This window comes from Tolypothrix sp. PCC 7712 (assembly GCF_025860405.1).
In the GTDB taxonomy this organism is placed as follows: Bacteria; Cyanobacteriota; Cyanobacteriia; order Cyanobacteriales; family Nostocaceae; genus Aulosira; species Aulosira diplosiphon.
The window spans coordinates 4,308,645-4,332,936 of sequence record NZ_CP063785.1 but is presented as its reverse complement, the minus strand read 5'-3'; the positions used below and the strand labels follow the sequence as shown (position 1 = coordinate 4,332,936).

At 38.6% G+C, this 24,292-nt stretch carries 15 protein-coding genes; 8 read left to right on the top strand and 7 right to left on the bottom strand.

Annotated features, from left to right (window positions below):
* Positions 1-491 precede the first annotated feature (491 nt).
* The 4 genes from HGR01_RS17940 (at position 492) to HGR01_RS17925 (ending at position 3,520) form a co-directional block, all read left to right on the top strand.
* Complete coding sequence (locus HGR01_RS17940; RefSeq protein WP_045867408.1) at positions 492-980, top strand: hypothetical protein; 489 nt, start codon at positions 492-494, stop codon at positions 978-980.
* Positions 981-1,110: 130 nt separating this feature from the next.
* Entirely contained in the window at positions 1,111-1,602 is a 492-nt protein-coding gene (locus HGR01_RS17935; RefSeq protein WP_045867407.1) for a hypothetical protein, read from the top strand.
* Positions 1,603-1,863: 261 nt separating this feature from the next.
* The gene (locus tag HGR01_RS17930) at positions 1,864-2,742 is read left to right on the top strand and encodes a calcium-binding protein (RefSeq protein ID WP_052335022.1); all 879 of its coding nucleotides are present in this window, start codon (positions 1,864-1,866) and stop codon (positions 2,740-2,742) included.
* Between the two features lie 100 nt (positions 2,743-2,842).
* Positions 2,843-3,520 (top strand): hypothetical protein, encoded by a 678-nt coding sequence (locus tag HGR01_RS17925; protein WP_045867406.1) that lies wholly within the window; start codon positions 2,843-2,845, stop codon positions 3,518-3,520.
* On the opposite strand, the gene HGR01_RS17920 is transcribed toward HGR01_RS17925, so the two are convergent.
* Both HGR01_RS17920 and HGR01_RS17915 read right to left on the bottom strand, forming a co-directional pair.
* Entirely contained in the window at positions 3,502-5,211 is a 1,710-nt protein-coding gene (locus HGR01_RS17920; RefSeq protein WP_228045126.1) for a ShlB/FhaC/HecB family hemolysin secretion/activation protein, read from the bottom strand. The genes HGR01_RS17925 and HGR01_RS17920 overlap by 19 nt on opposite strands.
* Before the next feature lie 50 nt (positions 5,212-5,261).
* Positions 5,262-8,600: a filamentous hemagglutinin N-terminal domain-containing protein gene (locus tag HGR01_RS17915; RefSeq protein ID WP_168160920.1), complete on the bottom strand. Its 3,339-nt coding sequence runs from the start codon at positions 8,598-8,600 to the stop codon at positions 5,262-5,264.
* A 263-nt stretch (positions 8,601-8,863) separates the two neighbouring features.
* On the opposite strand from HGR01_RS17915, the gene HGR01_RS17910 reads away from it, so the two are divergent.
* Positions 8,864-10,414, top strand: coding sequence for an ATP-binding protein (locus HGR01_RS17910; protein ID WP_045867404.1), 1,551 nt, complete (start codon positions 8,864-8,866; stop codon positions 10,412-10,414).
* 13 nt (positions 10,415-10,427) lie between these two features.
* Here the strand turns inward: HGR01_RS17910 and HGR01_RS17905 are convergent, their stop codons facing one another.
* Positions 10,428-15,410, bottom strand: coding sequence for a filamentous hemagglutinin N-terminal domain-containing protein (locus tag HGR01_RS17905; protein WP_264267042.1), 4,983 nt, complete (start codon positions 15,408-15,410; stop codon positions 10,428-10,430).
* Positions 15,411-15,682: 272 nt separating this feature from the next.
* Between HGR01_RS17905 and HGR01_RS17900 the strand changes: the two genes are divergently transcribed.
* Positions 15,683-18,484 (top strand): CHAT domain-containing protein, encoded by a 2,802-nt coding sequence (locus HGR01_RS17900; RefSeq protein ID WP_063749802.1) that lies wholly within the window; start codon positions 15,683-15,685, stop codon positions 18,482-18,484.
* A 32-nt stretch (positions 18,485-18,516) separates the two neighbouring features.
* Here HGR01_RS17900 and HGR01_RS17895 read toward each other — a convergent pair whose 3' ends face one another.
* From HGR01_RS17895 to HGR01_RS17880, 4 genes are all read right to left on the bottom strand, one after another.
* The gene (locus HGR01_RS17895; protein ID WP_081583860.1) at positions 18,517-19,290 is read right to left on the bottom strand and encodes a DUF928 domain-containing protein; all 774 of its coding nucleotides are present in this window, start codon (positions 19,288-19,290) and stop codon (positions 18,517-18,519) included.
* A 228-nt stretch (positions 19,291-19,518) separates the two neighbouring features.
* A complete protein-coding gene (locus HGR01_RS17890; RefSeq protein ID WP_045867400.1) occupies positions 19,519-21,393 on the bottom strand; it encodes a CHASE2 domain-containing protein in 1,875 nt (624 codons plus the stop codon).
* Positions 21,394-21,432: 39 nt separating this feature from the next.
* Complete coding sequence (locus tag HGR01_RS17885; RefSeq protein WP_369792162.1) at positions 21,433-22,104, bottom strand: response regulator transcription factor; 672 nt, start codon at positions 22,102-22,104, stop codon at positions 21,433-21,435.
* Between the two features lie 91 nt (positions 22,105-22,195).
* The gene (locus HGR01_RS17880) at positions 22,196-22,900 is read right to left on the bottom strand and encodes a hypothetical protein (protein WP_228045100.1); all 705 of its coding nucleotides are present in this window, start codon (positions 22,898-22,900) and stop codon (positions 22,196-22,198) included.
* Positions 22,901-23,358: 458 nt separating this feature from the next.
* Here HGR01_RS17880 and HGR01_RS17875 point away from each other — a divergent pair, with 458 nt between their 5' ends.
* A complete protein-coding gene (locus HGR01_RS17875; RefSeq protein WP_235622998.1) occupies positions 23,359-23,943 on the top strand; it encodes a sigma-70 family RNA polymerase sigma factor in 585 nt (194 codons plus the stop codon).
* Complete coding sequence (locus tag HGR01_RS17870) at positions 23,940-24,284, top strand: hypothetical protein (protein ID WP_045867397.1); 345 nt, start codon at positions 23,940-23,942, stop codon at positions 24,282-24,284. The genes HGR01_RS17875 and HGR01_RS17870 overlap by 4 nt, the downstream gene beginning before the upstream one ends.
* Positions 24,285-24,292 lie beyond the last annotated feature (8 nt).

The following is a 24,292-nucleotide window of genomic DNA, read 5'->3' as shown; positions in this document are numbered from 1 at the left end:
AAATGATGGTTGTAGCCCCGTTTGTAAGATCAAAAAGAGGAAATCACTAAGCAAGTAGTAGCTTGGGTGTTGTTGTTTTGAGAAGCTTTTGAGATTTTATAAATTAAACCTACATTCCGCACTTCAAGCAGAGAATTGCGATTGCAATGTCTGGCAGATTCGTGTATACGCCTTCTCTTGATGCGGTGGAAGTGTGGGAAATGATGCGGTGGTATCCGCTTAAAGAGTAAATGAAGCAATACTGCTGACCTATGGCCAGGGTTATTTATCTTGATTGCAGTTTTGTGCCATTACTTATAACTCTTCGTGCCAAAAGACTGGTAGATAGGGTTATTTTATCTCAATAATTATGTCTCTATTATAGAAATGTCAGTGAAAGCACTGATGGCTCAAACATCAAGTCCTACAGCCAAAAAGTAATGATATCGCTGTTTGAGTTTGTATTTCCTAAAGCTGAAAAAAATTAAGAACTTAGTTGAATAGAGGTTATTATGCGACACTTCTTGAACTCTGTGGTGACGATAAGTGCTGTTTGTGCGATCGCATCTGCTCCCATATTAATTAAAACTTCTCCAGCTAATGCCGAAGAAGGAATGCGCGGTAGTTATGTAGGTATCGGTGTTAATGCTGATGGAAATGGTGCAGCAGCAGCTGTAACGGGACGTATCGATTTAAATCCTGTTTCGATACGAACTACTGTTACTGGTGCTTGTGATAGTGGTTTATGTGCAACGTTAGTAGTACCAACTGTTACCTATGATTTAGGTATTGGTAAAAACGCAAATATTTACGCAGGTATTGGTGGTTCTGCGGTTTCTATAAGTGATGGTAATTCTTCTATTTCTTTGGGGACTGGTGCTGTAGTACAGGCTGGTGCAGAGGGAGCTATTAGCCAAAATGTTGTTCTCTATGGTGATGGAACTTATTTCACTAATGGAGGTGGAACACTTTGGAAGGTTGGTGTTGGTTACAAATTCTAATAGCGAATAAAGTTTTGGGATTTAGATATGGGGATGTATATAAGTTCTAAAATCTAAAACCCAAAGTTATTACACCATTACTCATTAATTCATCATTTCTGACAATCTAGTATTTTGGATAATCAAGAGTATGAAATTCAAGACAACTGCTACTCTAGGGATTCTATTAATTAGTGTGACTGGATTATTTGGAATTGAGTCTGTAGATGCAAGAAATAATTCCGAAAAACCATCTTCATCATATAAAATTGCTCAAGTTAACTCGCAAATAACAGATGCTAAATCTCCAATTTATGGAACATTCAAACTGACCTACAGTGTTGATGGAATTGTTTATGAAAGCACTTTGGTGATGAATGGCTATAGCGGGTTGATGAAAACTAGATATTACAGTACTAATACAGGTAAAACAGAAGTTGTTAGACAAAACATGACACTCAAGTCAATACCTATAGGTTTATTTTTAATAGGTTCTAACCCTGTATATGACAAAAATTCTGAAAGGGCTAATGACTATTCTCCTGACAATTTTTTGTTTTCTATTACTCCTGATGGGCCAATATTTTATACTTGTGACAGAATGGAACGATGCTCTCATGTAGATTTAGAAGTAATTAAGTAACTTCTATATATATCTGTCTAAGTGCTTCTGGTAGTTAATACCTGTGAACAAAAGTAAGAGCACTAGCTGAATATTAATGTATGTGGAAATTACGCAACATTAGATGAAAAGATTTCATTCATTTTAAGTTTTAGATAAAAATTAAATCTTTTAAATCTGCGGAAAGCTTTTTTGAATAGCTGTGAGCCGCTATCTAATGTTGCCCAATTTCTGATAACAATGTTTTGCACCTACTAAACTATTGCGATTGGAGGCAAATAAATGACAATTTTTGGTACTCAAAATAATGATAGACTTTTGGGTTCTGTAGGTAATGATATTTTCGTTTCTTCGCCAGGAAATGATGTCATTATTGGTGGTAATGGTTTTGATACTGTTGATTATAGTAATTTTAGACAAGCCATTTCACTTTTCCCTCGTGGTGGTATTGGTAAAGGCAGTTTTGGAACTGACCAAATATTAAATGTTGAAAGAATTATTGCTCCTAATGTTCAAGGTAATACAATTAATGCTGCTAGTGGTTCGGGAGGAGCATCATTAAATGTTGATTTAGGTCAAAATAGACTTACTGTGAATAATATCCCAACAATTGGCTCCTTGAATTTTCAAGTTGTGAATTTTACCAATGTGTTGGGAACTGCTAATCGAGATCAAGTCATTGGTAATAATTTCAATAATACGATTGATGGCTTTGCTGGTAATGATTCACTCTTTGGTGCTGGTGGTAATGACCTTTTAATTGGTTCTGCTGGTAATGATTTGGTGGTAGGTGATGCTGGTAATGACATTTTGTTAGGTAGCAATCAATTTTCGCGAGGAAAAGGAGAATTTGATGTTTTGGTTGGCGGTAGCAATAATGATGCATTTATTTTAGGCGATCGCAGTGGGTCTTACTATGGTTTTGCTGGTAATGCAGATTATGCTCAAATTTCCGATTTATCCAGGGGAGATGTGATTCAGTTAGGAATCGGTGAAACTTATTTTGCTAGACCAGATGCTGCTGGGTTTGACTTATTTGTTGCTAGAGGGTCTGTTTTTGATTTAGTTGCAGATGTCCGTAGTACCTTTGCTGCAAGTTTACCAGTTGGGACTTTCACAATCGCTTCTGGTCAAAGTTTGGGTGTATTTTTGGGTGCTTAAATTTTAGCTGCTTCAAGGAATAAATTTTACCCAAAACCCTTTTAATAAGAGTTTTCGGGAAATGTGGGTAGTAATAATTAGCTTTGTGAGAGAGGTAACCATGCAAAGTATCAGACCCACACCCCGAAACTTTCACCGCAGACATGGGTTCATTTTATGGGAAAGATGGGTAATTGCAAATGTAATTGCAGAGATTTTCAATTTCACTTTGATTGCGATAGTAAATAATGCAGTCACAATGTTTGAAGATGTGAATGGTAATGAGATTTTAATTGTCATCGGTTTAATTAGAGGTATTGTATTAGGAGTTGCTCAATATTTTGTTTTGCGTCCCTATATTCCTAATTTCATCTATTGGTTAATTGCAACAACAGTTGGAGCCTTTATCGGCTGGATATTTTTGTTAGTGGTAAGTGTGATAACAGCCTTAGAATTAGCTTTGACTACTGAGGTATTACCAACTTCATTGCTATTTCTCAGGTTATTGTGGCTCGGTGCTACTATGGGGACAGTGATGGGTTTAGCTCAAGGTTTAGCCATAAAGAAATGTCTAAGATTAGGTATAAAAGAAGTAGTTTTGTTGATTAATGGTAATGCTTTCGCTTATGCTGTAAGTTTATTTTTGGGATTTAAAACTATAGCTAAGGTAAGTTTTTTCAATTTAGCGATCGCTGGAGCGACAATGGGAATTGTAAATGGAATTATTACAGGTTTAGTGTTAATTCACTTGGTAAATTTATCCCCAAGAAGATATAATTTTTATCGGAATGGTTGGTAATTAAAAGAGAAATATAATCCGTTATCTTGCAGCGAATTCCCCTTATCTTTGACTGCAATTAAAGGAATTCCATAATCTAAACTCAGATTTAAATCAGGTGTAACTTGCCAGCGCAAACCTGTACCAAGACTAGCAATTATACCAGGATCGGGATTTTCAGCGCGGTTGTTCCATCCACCACCAATTTCCAAAAAAGGCGTTAATTGAACTGTTTTTAATTGATTGCTGAGGGGAAAGCGAAATTCTATTGATGCTAACACTCCATTATCTGATACCAGTTGGTTTTGGCGATATCCCCTCACTGTATCCACACCACCAAGACTCAGCTTTTCTAGGGATAACAGTGAATTTGGAGTTAATTGAGTGTTGAGACGGGCAAGCATTAAGGTTCTGGGAGATAATTGCTGTACCCACTGAAACTGTCCCAACCAAGAAAAGAAACGTCCATCTGTTCCTGAATCGTTGATAGTTGCGTTAAATGCATCGATACCCCAACTAAATTGCGATCGCGCTGCTAAAACTCTGGTAGCATCTCTTTTTACCCAATCCTGGGTAAATCGAATTACCGCAACTCTTGATTTACCATCTTCTGGCCCCTCAGAGAAGGAAAAAGGAATATCATCAAGTATGTAAGTTTGACTGCGACGGACATCAAAACCAATACCCAAACCTAATTCGCTTTCTACTTTTTGCATAACAGGTTGACGAAAAGCAACCGAAAAACTCTCAGAGTCGCTACGGATACCTAACTCTTCAAAGTCGGATTCAATAATTTTGCTGTTATTGTTGCTATAGCGAAAGCTCAGAGAACCATTACGGGCATTTACTGGTAAGCTATAGCCTAAACTATATAAGTTTAATCCATCAGTTAAACCGTATTCAGCAGTGAATTTATCTCCTATACCTAATGGGTTGTTGTAACTGGTATAAACGCTACCTTGAATTGAGCCGACACTAGGGGATTGATTGTTAGCAATAATAATACCACCATTAAAAGCAGGAGCTTCTTTTAAACGTACTTGTAAAATGTTTAAACCAGGGGCGCGTCCTGCTGTTAATACGGCATTGACTTGTTCTAGTAAGGGGTCAATTTGTAATAGTTGTAATGCTTCTTCAAGGCGTTTTTTGTTTAATGGTGCTTTGGTAGCGAGTTCCAAGCGACTCCGCACATATCCTTCTTGTAAGCGGGTTAATCCCTTTATTTCAATACCTTCTAATTGTCCTTCTACTACTTGAATTGTGACTATACCATTTGCCAAATTGTTGTTATTATCGGGGGAAATAAACGCTCCCGAAGTGACGTAACCGTTGTCAAAGTAAAGCTGGGTAATTCTAGTCCGCAACTCAATTAAATTATCAAAGGTAACTTCACACTTTATATATTTTGACTTTATTTCCGCAATTCTATTGTTGAGAACAGTATTACCCAAAATATTTATTTGCTTAACACAAAACTTCCGAGTTGTGGGAGAGGGTTGTTGAGGGAGTTGTTCATTAGAAGGTGTTTGCAGTGGAAAAGTGGGAGCAGGAGAAGGAATTTCTGCTGGGGGAAGAGGTTCAGGGTTTTTGGGAATAGTTTCGATTTGTTCGGGAATATTTGGCGGAATATTGACACCAGCAGGGGGAGTTGATTGGGCTGTTGCGGTGAGAGAAATTGGATTAAAAGCGGCGATCGCCAACACCGAAATCATTATTTTTTGAAGCACCTGTTGCACCGCTTTTGTATCTCCTTTATAGAAAATCAACATTCTTTACCAAGTACAAGCTTCCCATTTGGCAGTTCGTATACTCCAGTTGGTTCGACAACGCGATCGCCAATTTGCCAGGGTCGTGTTTGTGTTGGTAATGTTGTTGATTCTGCTGGGATTGGTTGCACATCTCCAGTGGAATAGGAAGGAAGCGGAGCATCACCGGGACGTACAGCTACACCACCGGAACCTGTGATGAAGAATGAACCGTTTTGTTGTTGATTTCTGCGAGCTATGCAACTATTAGCGATGAGAGCATTAGTGTCGATGGCGGTTTGGGGCAGCTTGCCAAGGTTGTTTTGGATCGAACTATTATCCGGGGTGTTAACTTCAGTTGTACCAATCAGTTCAGGTGTTGCACCTGTTGCTGTGATGTCACTTTCTGAAGTTCGGGTGTTGCGGGCTTGGGTACCAAAGATAGTTCGCGCAGTTATGGAAACACGCCCACCGCGAAAGTCAGTAGAATTAGCACTGATGTCGCTGTTTTCTAAGGCAATTAAAGATTGTGTATTGATGTTAATGTTGCCACCAATGACATTTTCACCTTGAGCATTGGTGGTGATATTGCTGTTGCGACGGAGAAGTAAATTTTCTGTGTTAAGGTTGATTGTTGCTTGTTCTCTGTTTGGAGTTTTGTTAACACTCCGGGTGTTAGCAGTGATCAGAGCATTATTATTTAGGCGTATAGAGGCTGCATTAATATTCAAAATACCTGCATTGCCTGTTCCAAAACTTTGTACGGATATACCAGCACCATTTTCTATCAGTAACTCAGGGGTGTTAATTGTCAAATCGCCAGCATCTCCGGTAGTACCTGGCTCTGTTTGACCAAACAATCCACTAGAAAAAAAATTATTGGTAGATTCTTCTGTGATTTCTACCTTCCTCATCGCATTTACAATCAAATTTCCTCCTTTGCCTGCTCCAAGTACCCCAACACTTATTTGTGAACCATTCCGTACAAATAAATCGTTAGTGTTAATGATCAAGTTACCTGCATTCCCCTTTGCACTCGGGCCTACAGAAGTCCTCAAAGCAGAGCCATAAATATTCTCAGTAGACCTACCAATAAGTTCGACTTTACCAGGAGCATTGATAGTTAAATTTCCTCCGTTGCCTGCACCTCTTGTTGCAGTAATTACCTCTGCTCCATCACGTATAAATAAATCTTGGGCATTAATTGTCAAATCACCCGCATCACCAGTGGAACCTTGTGCAGCAGCAGAATTTAAACCACTAGGGGAACTATTGTCTGAACTCCTACCAATCAATTGGACTTTTCCTGAGGCATTGATAGTTAAATTACCTCCTCTACCAGCACCAAATGTAGCAGTGCTTACTTGCGCGCCATCTCGAACTATTAAATTTTGGGTGTTAACTTTCAAGTTTCCTGCATTTCCAATTCCACCCGTTTCTTTCTGTTGAGCAAATAAGCCGCTACCAAAACGACCATCATCAGATGTACCAATTAATTCAACTTTGCCGGAGGCATTTACAGTTAAATTACCTCCGTTCCCTCTACCAAATGTGTCAGCCCCAATCAGCGCTCCATCCCGCACAAGTAAATTTTGGGTGTTAATTGTCAAATCTCCTGCACTACCAATTGAATCAGGGTCAGCACTAGTAAATAAACCACTACCAAAACGACCATCATCAGAGCGTCCAATTAATTGCACTTCCTCGGCATTTACAATCAAATTTCCTCCGCTTCCAGACCCAAAAAGACCAGCAGATATCTGCCCCCCATTATTTACTAATAAATTTTGAGCATTAATATTTAAATTTCCTGCTTTCCCAACACCACGCATAGCTACACTAACTCGTGCGTTATCGCTTAATAGTAATGTTTTAGTCGTAATCGTTAAGTTTCCCGAATTACCTGTTGAATTTTTTTCAGCAGCAGCAAACAAGCCAGATGAACCAAGTACTTGCACGCTGTTGCTAGCATTTATAGTTAATTGCCCTCCATTGCCCGCAGCAAATGTACCAGCACTTATTTGCGCCCCATCTTGCACAAACAAGTCTTTAGTATTAATTGTTAAAGTTCCTGCATTTCCATCTGAACCTTCAACTGCTTGACTTGCCAAAGTACTGCGAATATTGTTACCTGTTACACCAATTACTTTGACACTATTAGAGGCATTAACATTTAAATTTCCACTATTACCTATACTGAAGGTGTCTGCACTAACTCTTGCACCATCACCCATGAGAAAATCTTGGATATTAATTGTTAAATTTCCTCCATTCCCTTCTCCAAATGTTATGGCAGATACAATGCTTCCAAATATAGAGAAGGTGTTTGCGTTGATATTAATATCACCTCCCTTAGCGGAGGCAACAAAATTTCCTATAAAGCTGTTTTGTTCAACTTTGATCGCTTCTGTCGCATTGAGGTTAATGTCACCTGCAACAATTTCACGAGTATTTAAAGAATCATTACTTCCAGCTAAAATCTGACTTCCTGCTAAAATATTTATATTTCGGGAATTGAAAGCAATACTACCTCCTTCAGCCGAAACCACATTTATCTGAGCGCTATTATTTAGCGACAGATTACCGCGCTGCACTTGAGAAGGGAAAGTCAAACTGAAAATATTACCGTCTGTTTGAATTTCAATATTCCCCTTTTCCGTCAAACCTCCCAACTCAACTCGTCCACCAGGAGCAAACAATACTTTACCATTAATATTGACGTTCCCACCTACCAACAGCAAACTCTTACCTTCAGGAACTGATAAGCTAGCATTGTTTTGAATCGCTGCATTTTGATTAATCTGATTAAAGAATAAAGCCGATGGGTTAACAGTTAACACCCCTGGTGTTTGGGGATTTGTCGCACTAAAATTTCCTTGAGCGCCAAATTGAATCCCGTTGGCAGTAGTCGCCACAAACGAAGCATCGACATCTAGACGAGCATTTTCTCCAAACACAATACCATTGGGGTTCATCAAAAATAGGTTGGCATTAGAACGGAAAAAATTACCATCAATTACTTGAATAGTCCCTAAAATACCCAAAATATCCGAGCGATTGCTTCCCGTTACCCGTGCCAAAATATTCTGAATGTTTGGATCGAAAACAAGAAAGTAAGCACCTCGATTTTCACCAACATTCAATTCTCGAAAACTGTGAAATAAATTCTGTCCCCGTTGCGCTCCACCTCCAATCACCTCGTTAGGAGTGCCGTCAAAGTTGAAGATTACCCTAGAAGACTCAGAACCAAGTGTATTATCCGGGACTAAATTACTTTGAGCCAAAACTGGGCATTGGGAACCTGTAAATGGGGAAAAGATAATTGATGCAAGCAACAGAGTTTTATATCTCTGCAATATTGCACCTCTGCATCCCAACAGAAGCGAAGCAGGCGAAATTTCAAGGAACTGCCACACTTTCCCACTCCAGCCCAATTTTTGCACTCTTCCTTTTCCCACACATAAAAGTTTTAAATTTAATAATAAAACTAGTATTTACACTGATTCTCTTCCTCACAATATCACGTAAGTAGATTGCAGAAAAGAAAATAAGCGATTAAAAATAGCTGCAACTTGAAGCGCTACACTAAGGACATCTCAACAATAGTCATCAAGTCCCTATGCCTCGTTGGTTTAACACCGCAGGCCCTTGTAAAGCCGACATTCACTACATGCTACCGCCAACTGTGAGGTTGCCTTCTTTGGAGCGACTAATTGCCCAAGAAAGCTATTTTGTCATCCATGCTCCTCGCCAAACGGGTAAAACCACGGCAATGCTGGCTTTGGCAAAACAACTTACAGGAAGCGGCAGCTATGCGGCAGTCATGGTATCTGTGGAAGTTGGCGCTCCATTTAGTGATGATCCTGGAACAGCCGAATTAGCAATTCTTGGTGCGTGGAATGATGCGATCGCAATCCGTTTACCCCAAGAATTACAACCACCTGCTTGGAAGTTTGAGGATGCAGGACAAAGGATTCGAGCTAGCTTGCAGGCATGGGCGCAAACTTCACCCCGACCTCTAGTAATATTTATTGATGAAATCGACTCTTTGCAGGATAAAGCCCTAATTTCAATTTTGCGGCAGTTACGTGATGGTTATCCCGAACGTCCAAAAAACTTTCCTTTATCTGTTGGGTTAGTCGGTTTGCGCGATGTGCGAGATTATAAGGTTGCTTCTGGTGAAAGTAATAGATTAAATACAGCAAGCCCCTTTAATATCAAAGTCCGCTCCCTCACCTTGAGAGATTTTAATACCAGTGAAGTTGAACAATTATACCAACAACATACCGAAGACACGGGACAAGTTTTTACCCCTGAGGCGATCACAACAGCATTTGATTTGACGCAGGGACAACCTTGGTTGGTAAATGCCCTTGCTAAAGAAATTGTCGAAGAGATGGTGACTGATGTAAATGTAGCAATTACACCTGAACATGTTCACGCAGCCAAAGAAATACTAATTAAAAGGCAAGATACCCATCTTGATTCCCTTGCCGAAAGACTGCCCCAAGCGAGAGTTAAGGCAATTATTGAGCCTATACTTGCAGGTTTAGAACTAGGGGATGTGCCAAATGATGATATCCAATTTGTCATTGACCTGGGCTTATGTAAAATGCACGCTTTGGGAGGACTGGCGATCGCTAATCCAATTTATCGGGAGGTTTTACCTAGAGTATTAACAGTAACACTGATGGCTTCTTTGCCTCAAATAGCACCTACTTGGTTAACTCAGTCAGGTGAGTTAGATACGGATAAGCTATTACAGGCATTTTTAGCGTTTTGGCGACAACATGGGGAACCGTTACTTGGTAGCGCTTCTTACCATGAGATTGCTCCCCATTTGGTACTAATGGCATTTTTACATCGGGTGGTGAATGGGGGTGGAACCCTAGAAAGGGAATATGCCATTGGACGCGATCGCATGGATTTATGTCTGAGATATGGCAAGATTACTCTAGGAATCGAGTTAAAAGCTTGGCGGGATAAAAGAAGAGAACCAATGGAATCAGGTATTGAACAGTTAGATTCCTATTTGGCAAGGTTGGGGGTAAATTTTGGTTGGTTAATTATTTTCGATTTACGTGCCAAGGCTTTACCCATCGAAGAACGATTAACAACTGAAGTCACAACTACAAAAAATGGGCGTTCTGTGACTATTGTTAGGGCTTAGTTGGGGTATACAATTAACATTCTTTACCAAGTACAAGTTTCCCATTTGGCAGTTCGTATACTCCAGTTGGTTCGATAATGCGATCGCCAATTTGCCAGGGTCGTGTTTGTGTAGGTAATGTTGTTGATTCTGCTGGGATTGGTTGCACATCTCCAGTGGAATAGGAAGGAAGCGGAGCATCACCAGGACGTACAGGTACACCACCGGAACCGGTGATGAAGAAGGAACCGTTTTGTTGTTGATTTCTGCGGGCTATGCAACTATTAGCGATGAGGGCATTGGTATCGATGGCAGTTTGGGGGAGTTTGCCAAGGTTGTTTTGTACGAAACTTGTATCAGGTAGGACAATTACACCAGATACAGCACCGCTAGCGTTGATATCTACTCGGTTATTTTCTTCTAAAGTCAGTGGATTAGTACCAGGAGTTGCGGGACGATAATTTTGTCCAAAGAAAGCTGGTGTATCAAAGGTGATGTTACCGCCTTTCCCATCTTGAGCAAAAGCGAAAATGTCACTGTCCCCAAAAGCGAGAATAGAGTCTGCCGTAAGTTTAATATCACCACCACCACCAGCACCGCTAACAACGGAGGTAGAGATGTTACTGTCTCCGAAAAAGCGAATATTTTCAGCATTAACATTAACACTTCCTCCTGATGATTGTCTGGAGAAAGTCAGAATATTACCATTTGTAAGATTTAAAGTTTTATCAACATTAATATTAATGCTACCTGCCTTACCTTGCCCAAAAGCTGTAGTACTAAATAATCCTCCATTGGTAATGGCTAGATACGCTGTATTAACACGAATATTACCTCCATTCCCGGTACTATTGTCTGCAATAATACTGAAAGCTGCACTATTCAATATGCTATTTTGCAAACTTATAAAGCCGTCAAAGGATATGTTCTCATGAGCATTAATAATAATATCACCAGCATCACCTGTACCAAAAGTACTAGCTTGAAGCTGACTGCCATTAGCTACTGATAGCGAACCAGTATCAATACGAATTAGTCCACCCTTACCGTTACCAAAACGCCCAGGACTAGAAACTGTTCCAACAATATTTGAGATAATTGCTCCATCATCCAATGAAGTGCGATCGCGGGTACTGATAAAAATATTGCCTGCATCTCCTTCCCCTTGAGTACTAGCTCTGAGTTGAGAATTACCTGTAAGAGATAGTAATGCTGCATCAACACGAATATTTCCACCGTTACCTTTTCCACCATTATTACTTGTAATCAACTGTGCGCGATTATCAACGAAAAGATGACCTGTGTTAATCTCAATATTACCTCCCTTACCTACTGCTCCTTGTTCTACACTACTAAAGGCGGAACTAGGAATTTGTCCTGTTGAGCTTGTGCCGTCAAACAAAACAAAATCGCGAGTATTGATAAAGATATTTCCTGCATCACCTCTATTTCTAGTACCTGTCTGAAGTTGGGCACCACCAGTTACTGACAATGAGCCTGCTTGAATATTAATATCACCACCGTTACCCTGCCCAGCTAATTGAACAGTACTCAAAACTCCACTTAACAAGTTACCATTCTGACTAGTTCCAGCAATAGATACTCCATTTTTTGCATTGATAGTTATATCGCCTGCATCTCCAACACCCCAGGTAGAGGCTCTTAATTGAGCGCCATTAGTCAGCTTAAGTGAGTCAGTTTCAATTGTAATATTGCCACCTTTACCCAATACTTGAGGATTGAATATCTCACTAAAAATACCGCTAGGAGATAACCCATTTTCATTTACACTTACCCCATCCATCGTGATGCGATCGCGAGAATTAATCCACACGTTACCTGCTTTTCCTTCTCCAAATGTACTAGCTTGAATTTGCCCTCCATTAAATACAGATAAAGAAGCTGAATTTACTTCGATGTCACCCGCAATACCTGAGCCAATGGAGCGATTGTAAAACCCACTGTTGGGATTGTACCGCCAGTTAATTTCGGGTATTAAAGCTGCACGTTCGGAAAAAATTGGGTCACTACCTGAAATAGTGATGTTAGCATTGGCGTTGATAGTTATTTCACCTGCTTGTCCACTGCCGTCAGTACTTGCCTGCAATTGCCCGCCGCTAATAGCTTCCAAAGAATTAGTATTTATGGTAATGTTACCCCCACGTCCAGCAGCCGTTGTGCGACTATCTAAAACTGCTCCCTCTGAAATACGGAAAGCTGAAGTGTCAACAGTTATATTGCCCCCTGAATTATCAGACTCAGTAAAAGTCAAAATTGCGCTAGAACGACCAGATGCAGCCGTACTACCAGCTATATTCACAGCATCTGAAGTGCTAATCTGAACATTACCTGCATCACCTTGTCCTCCAGTAACAGCAATTAATTGCGCTCCATTTGTTAAAGAAAATGTACCTGTGGCAATATGAATTTTCCCCCCTTGCCCAATGCCATTTTCTTCAACGCTAGTAGAAATGGCTGTTATGAAATTTTTGTCATTAGGGTTGATGCCATCTAGCAAAACGTTATTTTTTGCTTCAAGAATAATATTTCCAGCTTTCCCCGTTCCATCAGTTCTAGATGCTAAAGTTCCTCCATTTGTCAAAGAAAGCCTATCTGTAGAGATTTTAATATCTCCTCCCTCCCCAAAAGCTCCCGTTTCAACACTGGTAAAAATATACCCTGTATCTATTGAAGTTGCTTCACGCGCATTAATTAAAACGTCACCTGCATTACCATTTCCTAGAGTACTAGCAAAGAAAATTGCATAATCCACGAGACTAAAAGAAGCAGAGGAAATATTAATGTCTCCTCCCTTACCAATGCCTGTTTTCTCTACGTTGCTAGAAATAATTGCTGTATCTGCTGATACAGTATCTCGTGCATCAATAGTAATATTTCCTGCATCACCTGTCCCTGATGTACTAGCATTTAATCGTACTGCATTCAACAAAAGAGAATTAGTATAAATATTAATATTTCCTCCCTTGCCTAAAGCATTTTCACTCACTTGACTAAGTAAAGACCCACCTTTATTCAAAGAGACGTTATCTTTAGCTTCAATCGTTATATTTCCTGAGTCACCTTTGCCATATGTAATGGTAGAGAGTGCTGCTCCATTTGTGAGAAAAAGGTTTCCTGTATTAATGCTAATATCTCCACCCTTTCCCATTGCTGCTCCCCATACACTGTTGAAAATATATGCATTATCAAAAAAAGCTCTATCTCCTGCTTCAATCAAAATATTGCCTGCATCCCCGAAATTAAGGGTACTAGCATTGAAGGTTGCATCATCAAATAATTCCAATATGTTAGTAGAGATACGGATATCCCCTCCCTTGCCTCTACCAGTTCGTTCCACACGACTAGCAACAACGGTGTCATCACCCTTAAATGTTGCGCGATCGCGTGCCTCTATTATGATATTGCCTGCATCGCCAATACCAAACGTACTAGAACTCATTTGGGCATCATTAGATAGTTCAAGAATATTGGTAGAGATGCGAATATCACCTCCCTTACCCTCTGCTTGTGAATTATCATTTCCACCCAAGCTACTAAAGATGGCTGTATTGCTAAAATTTGTTGCCTTATTACCCGTGAGAGAAACGCGATCGCTAGCCTCAATTACAATATTTCCTCCATCTCCAACACCAAGTACAGGAGTAATTAATTGAGCGCCATCCAACATTTCCAAGGTATTAGTGGAAATGCTAATATTGCCTCCCTTACCCCTACCAGTTAGCCGCACACCACTATCAACAGTCGTGTCATCACCACTAAATACAATGCGATCTAGAGCATTTATGTTGATGTTACCAGCATTTCCAATTCCAGAGGTTCTACTTATTAAACTTGAACCGCCCAGTACAAACAACGAGGTAGATTTGATGTTTATATTGCCGCCATTACCCGTTTCATCTGGACTAACATCACTGCGGATAGAACTATCAGATTCAATCCTAACAGTATCTGAAGCATTTATAGTGATATCACCAGCCTGAGTATTTACTGAACCAAAACCACCATCAATTCCTGCAAAAATGTGGCTATCTGTCAAAATATTTAAATTTCGAGCGTTGATTGCTATATCTCCACCACCGTTAGCCGAAACATCAATTATCGAAGTATTAACCAGAGAAACATCCGCTTTTTGCCCTAGTTCTGGAAATTGTAATTTTAATCCTTGGCTAGCAAAATCTACGCCTACACTCCCTGCATCAGCTAATCCACCTAACTCTACCCTTCCACCAAACGCCGCTAAAATACCTCCATCTAAACGAACTTCACCACCTACAAGTAATAAACTTGCACCGTTGGGAACTCGTAATAATCCTCGATTTTCTATCGTCCCAATTTGATTAATCTGATTAAAAAACAAAGCCGATGGGTTAATAGTTAATACCCCAGGTGTCTGGGGATTTGTCGCACTAAAACTTCCTTGATTTCCAAATTGAATCCCGTTAGCGGTTGTCGCCACAAACGAAGCATCGACATCTAGACGAGCATTTTCCCCAAACACAATACCATTGGGATTCATCAAAAATAAGTTGGCGTTGGTACGGAAAAAATTGCTATCAATTATTTGAATAGTCCCCAAAGTACCTAAAATCTCCGAGCGATTGCTTCCCGTTACCCGTGCCAAAATATTCTGAATGTTTGGATCGAAAACCTGGAAATAAGCACCTCGATTTTCGCCAACATTAAACTCTCGGAAACTGTGGAATAAATTCTGTCCCCGTTGCGCTCCACCGTCAATAACCTCGTTAGGAGTGCCGTTAAAGTTGAAGATTACCCCAGAAGCCTCAAAACCCAATGTATTATCCGGTACTATGTTACTTTGAGCCAAAGCTGGACTGATGAAAGCGGCAATTCCAACGGTAAACTGTGCGATTCCCCAGGAAAGCTTCGCTAACGCACCCAAGCATCCCAACAAAACCGAAGTAGGCGATGCTTTTTTTGCACTACAATGCGATCGCTTAACTTTTCTACCCCTGCCTAGTTTTTTCACTTTCCCCACTCCCACGACTCAAAGCTCTAGAGCAAAGCGCGATCGCTCAACCTGTATTTATACTGATTCCATTTCTCAGATTATCATGTGTGTACTCTGTAAAACACTAGAATATCTAATTTTACTTACGTCATCTTTTTTGATAACTCAGTAGCTAAGGATTCATGATTTTCTAGTGACAAGCTTTTTGGTAGTCTATTGAATTAAAGCCTTCTGTGAGGTGTGTATATTTTATCTCTGCACAGAATTTTCAAACCACAATCAGCTACAGGAGTTAACCCGTGTCAAGCCGATATCAGAAACATAGATTGATAGCATTATTCTGCGGAATCGGCTTTACTCTTTCTCTATGGTTGGGTCAGTTATCATCCACAAATTTACAGGTGCAACTAGGGGAAGTCGCAACAGCACAAAATAGTAACTCAAGTCAACTAGTTCAAAAAGGTATCGATAGTTATCGTTTAGGAAATTTTCAACAAGCGATCGACTTTTGGAACGAAGCGCTAAAATTCTACAAAAACCATCAAAACCCTGTTAGCGAAGCTATTGTGCGAGAAAATTTAGCGAGAGCATATCCACAAATCGGTCACACAGAAGCAGCAATTACCAATTGGGAGCAAGTTATTAGCTTATATCGAAAACTTCAAAGCAGTCAGCACAGAGAAGAAAAAATCGCTAGCGCCACAACTGAGTTAGCGCAAGTATACAGCAGTATCGGACAACCAAAAAAGGCGATCGCGCTTTTGTGTAATCCTGAAGAAAATGATAATAATGAGGACAAGAAGAAACAAAAAGATAATAATGAGAACTGTACAAAAAATAGTATTTTGCAATTTGCCCAAGACACTAGTTTAGAAATAGCTATTTTAGGTACTTTAGGTGATGCCTATCGACTAACAGGAACAGACGATTACGAAAAGGCAATTTACTATCTTGAATCTGGTTTAAAGAAAGCAAAAGAAAAAGAAAAGAAAAATCCTGTTTATTTTACTTCACTCAACAATAGTCTAGGTAACACTTATTTACAAAAAGCTTTATTAAACTACCGTCGTGCTTTGAGTCCAGTCGGAAGCTTTAATGATACTTCCAAATTTAAACAATATGCCAAGGAAGAAATAAAAAAAGCACATATTCATTTACAGCAAAGCCTGACAAATGCTCAAATTCAATCAGATAAAAAATCTGAAATTAAAGCAATAGAAAGCTTAGGTCATCTATACAAAACTTTAGAACAAGAAGAATTTAAAGAAATTCTAGATACTGATAACACACTTAATAAAATTAATCCTTCCCAAGAAATTAAAAAATTATTAGAGCAAGGGAATAATATCTTAAAAGATTTACCCCGAAATCGAGAACGAGTATATACGACCATCAATTTAATCAATTTGCAAAAATCAACAGCGAGAAAATGTATAGCATCAAATTTTGATAAGCAAGCTGAAGAACTACTCGATGATGCTATTAATATTGCCCAAAGCCTGAAAGATAGTCGTGCGGAGTCATTTGCATTAGGAGAAAAGGGTTATATGTACGAATGTCGTCAAGAATATGGAAGTGCGATCGCATTTACCGAAAAAGCCAGAGTCGCAGCAGAAACTGCAAAGTCTCCAGATAGCTTGTATTTGTGGGAGTGGCAAATTGGACGTATTCTTAAGGCGCAAAACCAGACAGAAGAAGCAATTAAAGCTTACGAGCGAGCAATTAATACATTAGAAGGAAGCACCCGTGCTGATATTTTAACAGCAAATCGAGATATTCAATTTGACTTCCGAGATAGTATCGAGCCAATTTACCGCGATTTAGTTGCAATGAAACTCAGCTTGGAGACATCAGTTGAAGCATCAGGTAAATCTATTGAGCCTAAAGACGATAAAAGTGATTTCAGTTCTATTCTTAAGACTATTGATTCTTTAAAATTAGCGGAATTACAAAACTATTTTGGTGATGATTGTAATTTTCCAGCTTTCAATCAAAGTAGAAATAACTTGCAGGATATTTCAGCAGAGAATTTTGTAAATAAATTTATTGTTGAATCCCAGAAAAATTTGAAGAATACAGCTTTTATTAGTACCTTTATTTTAGAAGATAAGACAGCAATAATTTTAACCCTTCCAGATGGTACAAGTAGTTTGGGATGGTATCCCAAAAAACGTGAAGAAGTTGAAAAGGAAATTGATCAATTTCGTATTAATATACAAAATTTAACAGGCAGAGGTGAGTTTAATAATAAATTTGCTAAAAACATTTACGATTGGATGATTGGCAAATTTAAATTCTTACAGCAAGAAAATCATGAAAATCATATTGACACTTTAGTCTTTATCCAAGATGGTGTTTTACGAAATGTGCCGATGGCAGCACTTCATGACGGTAAGCAGTTTTTAATTCAGCGATATGCCATTGCGACAATCCCTAGTTTGACTTTGACTAAAGCAGAACCAATGAATCGTCGAAATTTACGGGTACTAGCTTTAGGTTTAAGCCAAGAAGCTGAGGTAAATGGTCAACGATTTAAGGCACTTTCTAATGTAGTCGAAGAAGTAGAAGAAATTAGAAAGAAGATATCGGGAAAACAATTGTTAGACCCTAAATTTACATATGACAACTTGGAAGAAGAACTCAAGAGAGATTCTTACCCTATTATTCATATAGCAACTCATGGGCAATTTGGTATTAGACCAGAAGACACTTTTATCGTTACGGGAGATAACAATAAAATTACCTTCAACGAATTAGATAAAATAATTCGTAGATTTGCTCGTAATACCGAACTGTTAGAATTATTAACTTTGACGGCTTGTGAAACAGCCACAGGAGATAATCGTTCTACTTTAGGATTAGGAGGTGTTGCAGTACAAGCGGGAGCAAAAAGCGCTTTAGCTTCTCTTTGGATGATTAATGATGGGATCGCAGGACAAGTAGCTGTAGGTTTTTATGATGAATTACTTCGTAGTCCTAAGGTTAGTAAAGCAAAAGCATTGCAAACTGTACTAATAAAGTTTATTGTGGATGAAAATGCCAACACATTTAATCATCCACGGTATTGGTCTCCTTTTGTAATGATTGGTAACTGGCTGTAATGTTTCCTAGAATAATCAAAAATCAAAAATTATTATCGCTTCTGTTTTTCTACATCGATAACTAATTGAAGTCGTTTAGCTTGATCTTCTAGTTCTTTCTTGCTAATACCCTGTAAACTATTTGCTCCTTGGATTTCAGACTGTGTGATTTTTTCTAACAAATTTAATTTAAATTCTCTATTTTTATGGTCATCATCTATTTCGGCTAGAGCATCATACCAAAAACCAAATTTAGCATATAATTCTGCTCTCTCTCTATTACTTTTTGCCTGATTGAGTTGAATTTTTAAGCTGATTGGAATATTGATAACCTCAAAAACTGCTTCTGCAATTACATTTTTAATTGGGTTCTTATTGTCACACAGAAACGCTATTTGCCAAATATATTTTTTCCCAATAGATAAACTACCCTTCTCTTTTGGAAAAAGATAATTCATAATTCCTGATTTGCTTTGTAAAGGAATTTGCTCGAAAATCTCTTTCCCTTTACCCTTTTCACTATATTCATAAAGATACAATTCCATCGGGTATGGTTGAGTATCAGGTACAAACCAAGAAAATACTGGTTGAGTAGAAACGGTTTTTCCATAAATAGAATTAAGGACTGTTAGGGTTGCTGTTGTATCAGCATTACATCCTCCTCTATTTCCATTTCCGATAGTTGGATTTTGTGGACGAGTAGGGTATGTCGGCCCTTTTGTAGTATTTGCAAATACTATACTTGTCAGGAAGAAAAAACATAGGAGAAACAAAGATAATGCTAGTTTAGTCATCCAATATTTTTTGGATAAATAATTTTTATTCATCGCGGCTTGTAGTTAAGAATGATGACACATTATGTACTTCTAAATAGAATACAACTAAAGCATTTATAAGTAATTAGATATTTCTTCCTAATTAATGACGAGAAAATGCAACATCTTTGGCATGAAAATGCCAATTACAAAAATTAGTTAATCTTAAATCAATCTCTTATTGTACTAGGCAAGAGATTCATACTACGATAGACATCCCCAGAATGAATTATTACTCCTCTACCATTTCCACAGCCAGATTTTTTTTGATGACCAAGTAAGTTGGCAAATTGTTCCTTTTGGAGAATTAGCAACACGTTCAAATTTTCCACCCAACTGTTTAGCTAAAGTCATTGCTTGCTGGGTTCCAAATCCTTGATGAGATGAGTTAGTAACTCCATCAAGTCCTAAACCGTTGTCTGTAACTCTTATTATATTTTTCCCCTGCTTGCAATCACAAATAATCTCTACCTTCGTAGCATTTATCGCGTATTTACCAACATTACATAGTGCTTCTTCTAGAAAACGACAAATACTATGTCTGAGTTCGAGAGTCAAGTTTTTTTCATCAAGAGGTTTAAAACTTACTACATTAAATTTAATTGCAGCAAAGTAGGGAAAATCTCTATCAAAAACATCAATATACACTTCATTAAGGACTTCATGAAGAGATTTTTTTAAATCAACTTCTTTTTGTTGATTGAGATAAAAACGATTGCCCCCCATAAAGCTTTCTTGCTTAACTAATCTATAAACACTTCGCAATTCTTGATTAAGTTTACCCAGTTCTGATAAAAATATGTCTGTAGATATTTCTTGATTATCTTCGGCTTGCCTAAGCATTCGAGCAATAGTTTGTAGTGGGCCATTATGGATAATATTAAATGTTTTCTCAACCGTATTAATCACTAGTTGACGTTCCTGAATCTGTACTCGTAAACTTGCTTCATTTCTATCAATTGCTGCTAATACTGTAGCAAAACCATTAACAGTCAATATCAAAAATGGTGGAACAAATGGAACCCACAAGCCTTTAAATATTAACAAATAACACGCTATTATGAAAGTAATAATTGTGATAAATACATAAAAAATAAGTATTAATGGAGAACGTAATTTTCGCCCTAAGGTAATACTCAAGCATCCCCAAGTAATTATCCAAATATATTCCCAAATCTCATTCCAATAGTTGATGAAAGGTCTTTTGTTTAAAACTGCACTTATAAGTTGACTAGTGACATGAGCATGTATTTCGATGCCGTAAATCAATGAATTATCTTGATTTTTTATAGTATTAGAAAAAATATAATCCTTGACACTAGAAGTAGTAATACCAATTAGTACTATTTTATTGTGAATCCAACTATGATTCACTTTTCGATTGTTGATGTCTCCAAGGGAAACTATGCGAAAAGGTTTATGATTACTGCGAAAATTTATTAGTGTCTGATATCCACCATTATCCTCAGAAATATAGCTACCAGAATTTGGTAATAATGACGGAATTTTCGTGGAATTAAACTTCATAATGTATTCTTTACTCGGAGTTTCCTCTTCTTTCAATTCAATCCCTTTTGTTTTCAAATAAATATCTGCTAATTTAAGCGATAAAGAAAGTCGCCATTCATTTTTATGATTTGGTGCAGCCAATAAAGTACGTCTTTGTGTACCGCTTCTATCAACAGGAGCATCGACAAATCCTACTTGATCTTGTGGTAAATTCAAAGGAGGATTTACAATATCATGCAAAATCTTTTCCACACCAACCAAATTTTTCATCTCTTTAAAGACGCTAGCTAATTCCTTATGTCCTGGTTCAACAGGTATATCTCTATAAATATCTAGCCCAACCGCAGCAGGTTGATAACTTTGTAATGTTCGTAATAACTTAGCAATTTCTCCATCGGGAACTGGATATTTTTTTAATTTTTGAATATCCTCTTCGTTAATTCCAACAATCAAAATTCTTTCATCTATAGGTTCATTTGGACGCAAACGCATAAACGTATCGTATGCAGCCAGTTCCAATGATTGCAATGAACCTAGCATTCGTGCTGCTATGACAAAACCAATTGCTACAATTCCCGGTAATACACCAATACGTCTTAAACTCATATTTCTGAATATAAAATGACCTTAATTCGCAGCCAAAAATTAATCTATTAAACCTTCTTCCCTTGCCCGAATTTCTGTTTGAATCCGTAGATTTTGACCTTCATTTGGGTAAACTTCCAAAACATCCTGAACATTTTTCCAGTAGTGACGGACTGTGCGTTCTGCAATCTGCATTTGTTTGGCAATCTCCTTATCTTGTAACCCCTTATTAAAAGCCAACTCCAACATCTCCAACCATTCCGGTTTTACCTCTATCACTACACGCATTTCCTTGGGAGTATAAATTACACCATTAAGTGCCCAATCGACCTTAGTTAACATCTCCTTCATTGATAAACTTTTATCTGCAACGGTAAACCCTCCTTCATGACTGCTAATTAAAGGTTTTAAACGAATTAAAGAGCGAGGATAGGCACTTTGCACTACAATATTGAGACTGCGATACTTCTCCATTAACGTCCGCAATAGCTGAATTCCCGCATCAGTTCGGGCCGATTCGCCTGCTGTCTCTGGCATTGACAAATCAACAATAGCCAAGTCGGGCAAATTATTTACTATCAGGTTGAGTGCTTCTTGTGCAGTGTGAGCTTCGATAATCTCTGCATTTGGATACTGCGGTTTCAAGACATTGATTGTTGCGTATAACGCTAACTCTTGATCATCAACCACCAAAAATGTCAAATTTTTTACGGGAATTGCCTTGGACATCATTAATCACCTAATAAGCTACAGAAAATGACGATTTTTCAATCAAAGCGTCAAATTACCAAATTTATTCTTTTTTAGAGTCTCATTTAAGACATTACCAACGCAAGTACCAAATTTCTGCCTGATGTTGTCGGTAGCGAGAACACTTACCGGATAGCCAAAATTTCAAAGCACGGCAGAGGTGAAGTAAATCATCTGTAGTAGCTGCGGTCAAAGTAGATTTAGATACATCTAAATCTATAAATTTAATCATCAATTCGTTCCAGTTTCCTTGTGGTCTTAAACTGACGAATAGAGAAAAATTATTTGAATTATTCGATACGCTCCAAACAAGTAATTCCTCTAGTCCTATCAAAATTACTTGACTGCGATCGCTCGATTCCTCGCGCCATTCATTTGGTAGCTCGCACTCTATATTTAAGCCGGGAAAGCGCTTATTCCAGGTATCTAGCACATGCCGAATTGCTAAAGGTAAACTCTCATCAACATAAGCAGGATATAAATAGTCACTTAGTTCTTTAATGGAATAATGGAATTTTTCGATATTTTCTAAATAGTGTGTGTTTAATTTATGCTGACTCTCAAAACTAGTAGGTAAAGGAGACTCCAAATGCCGACGCAGAACAAATGTATTTTGTAGCACTCCATTACGGATAGCTTCTCCTTCCTGACGCATCCTTGCTAATTGCCTACTATGCCACCACCTTAATGCTCTTTGAGTTCTGTAGTTGGATGCGAGCAACCACAGTAAAATTGAAATTACAGTAATTCCAACTATAGATATCAATATAAAAGACATTATTTATCTGGATGAAGTTTAGGACTTGATTTTAGGTTGGTCATAGTTGGTACTGTGGATTATAGTCTAGCCGCTACTTGGAATATTGCATGTTGCTCAACCTGTCATCTAATTACAAGGATTTAATAGTTTACTCTTACTGAGCCGTTAATAGTTTGCAAAAAATCACCAAGTTATTGGCACAAAAGTGCCATTTTGAAATTGGAAGTCTTTAAGGCAAATCCTGCAAGGAATACTCTCAACTACTTGCATAGTTAAGAACTCTTTCCCATTCCCAGCGCCAAGCAGTCTCTACCGTTATTTGTTTGCCATTGGTAAACTTGCTCCAGGTCACGGCGATCAACCTGCTCGTGTTAAGCAATAAAAGATTCAGCGAGTTATTGAACCTTTTGCTTTACCATCCGGTCTAATAAATACAAGCTAAAAACGGATGGAGGAGAGCGCCTCAGGTGTTAGTTGTGCCAATCAAGCTTTCAAATAATGGGCAATTTCCCAGCAACTCCACAAGCGAACCTGATAGCGATCTGGTAAAGCAGTGCTTGCAAGGTGAGATCCAAAGCTACGGGCTACTTTATCGTCGCCATCAGCAACGGGTGAGGTCGATTTTGTCTCAATGTGAACCATCTAGCCTAGATGATTTAGTGCAGGAGGTATTTGTTAGAGCTTGGAAAGGATTGCCCAAATTTCGCCAAACAGCAAAATTCTCGACTTGGCTATATCGCATTGCTTGGAATTTAGCTTGCGATCAGCGACAAGCGGAAGTTAAAAGACGGACTCAATTACAAGCGCTGACGGTAAATACTCCAAGCCAACAAGAAGCTCCAGATTTGATGGCTTTGCATTATCAAGACTTGGTGCAACAAGGGTTAATTAACTTAAGTTTTGACCATCGCACAATACTAGTGTTGCATGACTTAGAGGAAGTGCCACAAAAAGAGATAGCAGAAATCCTTTCTATTCCCATAGGAACCGTGAAGTCTCGTCTGTTTCATGCTCGTGCGGCTATGCGCCAATTTCTGCAACAACAAGGAGTGCAACTATGACCCAATTTCCTGATGATGAGCAAAATCTGGTGAATTTTCTGCGTCAGCATCGTCCGCCAGTCCCCCCAGCTACGCCTGATTTAGAACAGCAAATATTACAACAGGTGCAAACTTTTGCAGTCCAACCTCAACGCCGTTTGCCAAGACTGTGGTTAGTTCCGCCTGCGATCGCGGCTTCCTTATTAGCTGCTGTAGTTAGCTACAAAGTTTTAGCACCGGCTAAACCAAGTGCAGCAGAACTAGCAAATTTAGAAGCTTTCATTGACAGTAATTGGCAAGGTACAGTCAGCGAACATACAGGCAGTTACGTATGGCATTTTACAGATTATAGTTCTGATTAATTTAGGGA

Coding starts and splice junctions, on each gene's coding strand:
- HGR01_RS17940 (WP_045867408.1), top strand. CDS start 492: ATGCGACACTTCTTGAACTCTGTGGTGACGATAAGTGCTGTTTGTGCG.
- HGR01_RS17930 (WP_052335022.1), top strand. CDS start 1,864: ATGACAATTTTTGGTACTCAAAATAATGATAGACTTTTGGGTTCTGTA.
- HGR01_RS17890 (WP_045867400.1), bottom strand. CDS start 21,393: ATGAGTTTAAGACGTATTGGTGTATTACCGGGAATTGTAGCAATTGGT.
- HGR01_RS17920 (WP_228045126.1), bottom strand. CDS start 5,211: ATGATTTCGGTGTTGGCGATCGCCGCTTTTAATCCAATTTCTCTCACC.
- HGR01_RS17910 (WP_045867404.1), top strand. CDS start 8,864: ATGCCTCGTTGGTTTAACACCGCAGGCCCTTGTAAAGCCGACATTCAC.
- HGR01_RS17935 (WP_045867407.1), top strand. CDS start 1,111: ATGAAATTCAAGACAACTGCTACTCTAGGGATTCTATTAATTAGTGTG.
- HGR01_RS17925 (WP_045867406.1), top strand. CDS start 2,843: ATGCAAAGTATCAGACCCACACCCCGAAACTTTCACCGCAGACATGGG.
- HGR01_RS17895 (WP_081583860.1), bottom strand. CDS start 19,290: ATGAATAAAAATTATTTATCCAAAAAATATTGGATGACTAAACTAGCA.
- HGR01_RS17880 (WP_228045100.1), bottom strand. CDS start 22,900: ATGTCTTTTATATTGATATCTATAGTTGGAATTACTGTAATTTCAATT.
- HGR01_RS17870 (WP_045867397.1), top strand. CDS start 23,940: ATGACCCAATTTCCTGATGATGAGCAAAATCTGGTGAATTTTCTGCGT.
- HGR01_RS17885 (WP_369792162.1), bottom strand. CDS start 22,104: ATGATGTCCAAGGCAATTCCCGTAAAAAATTTGACATTTTTGGTGGTT.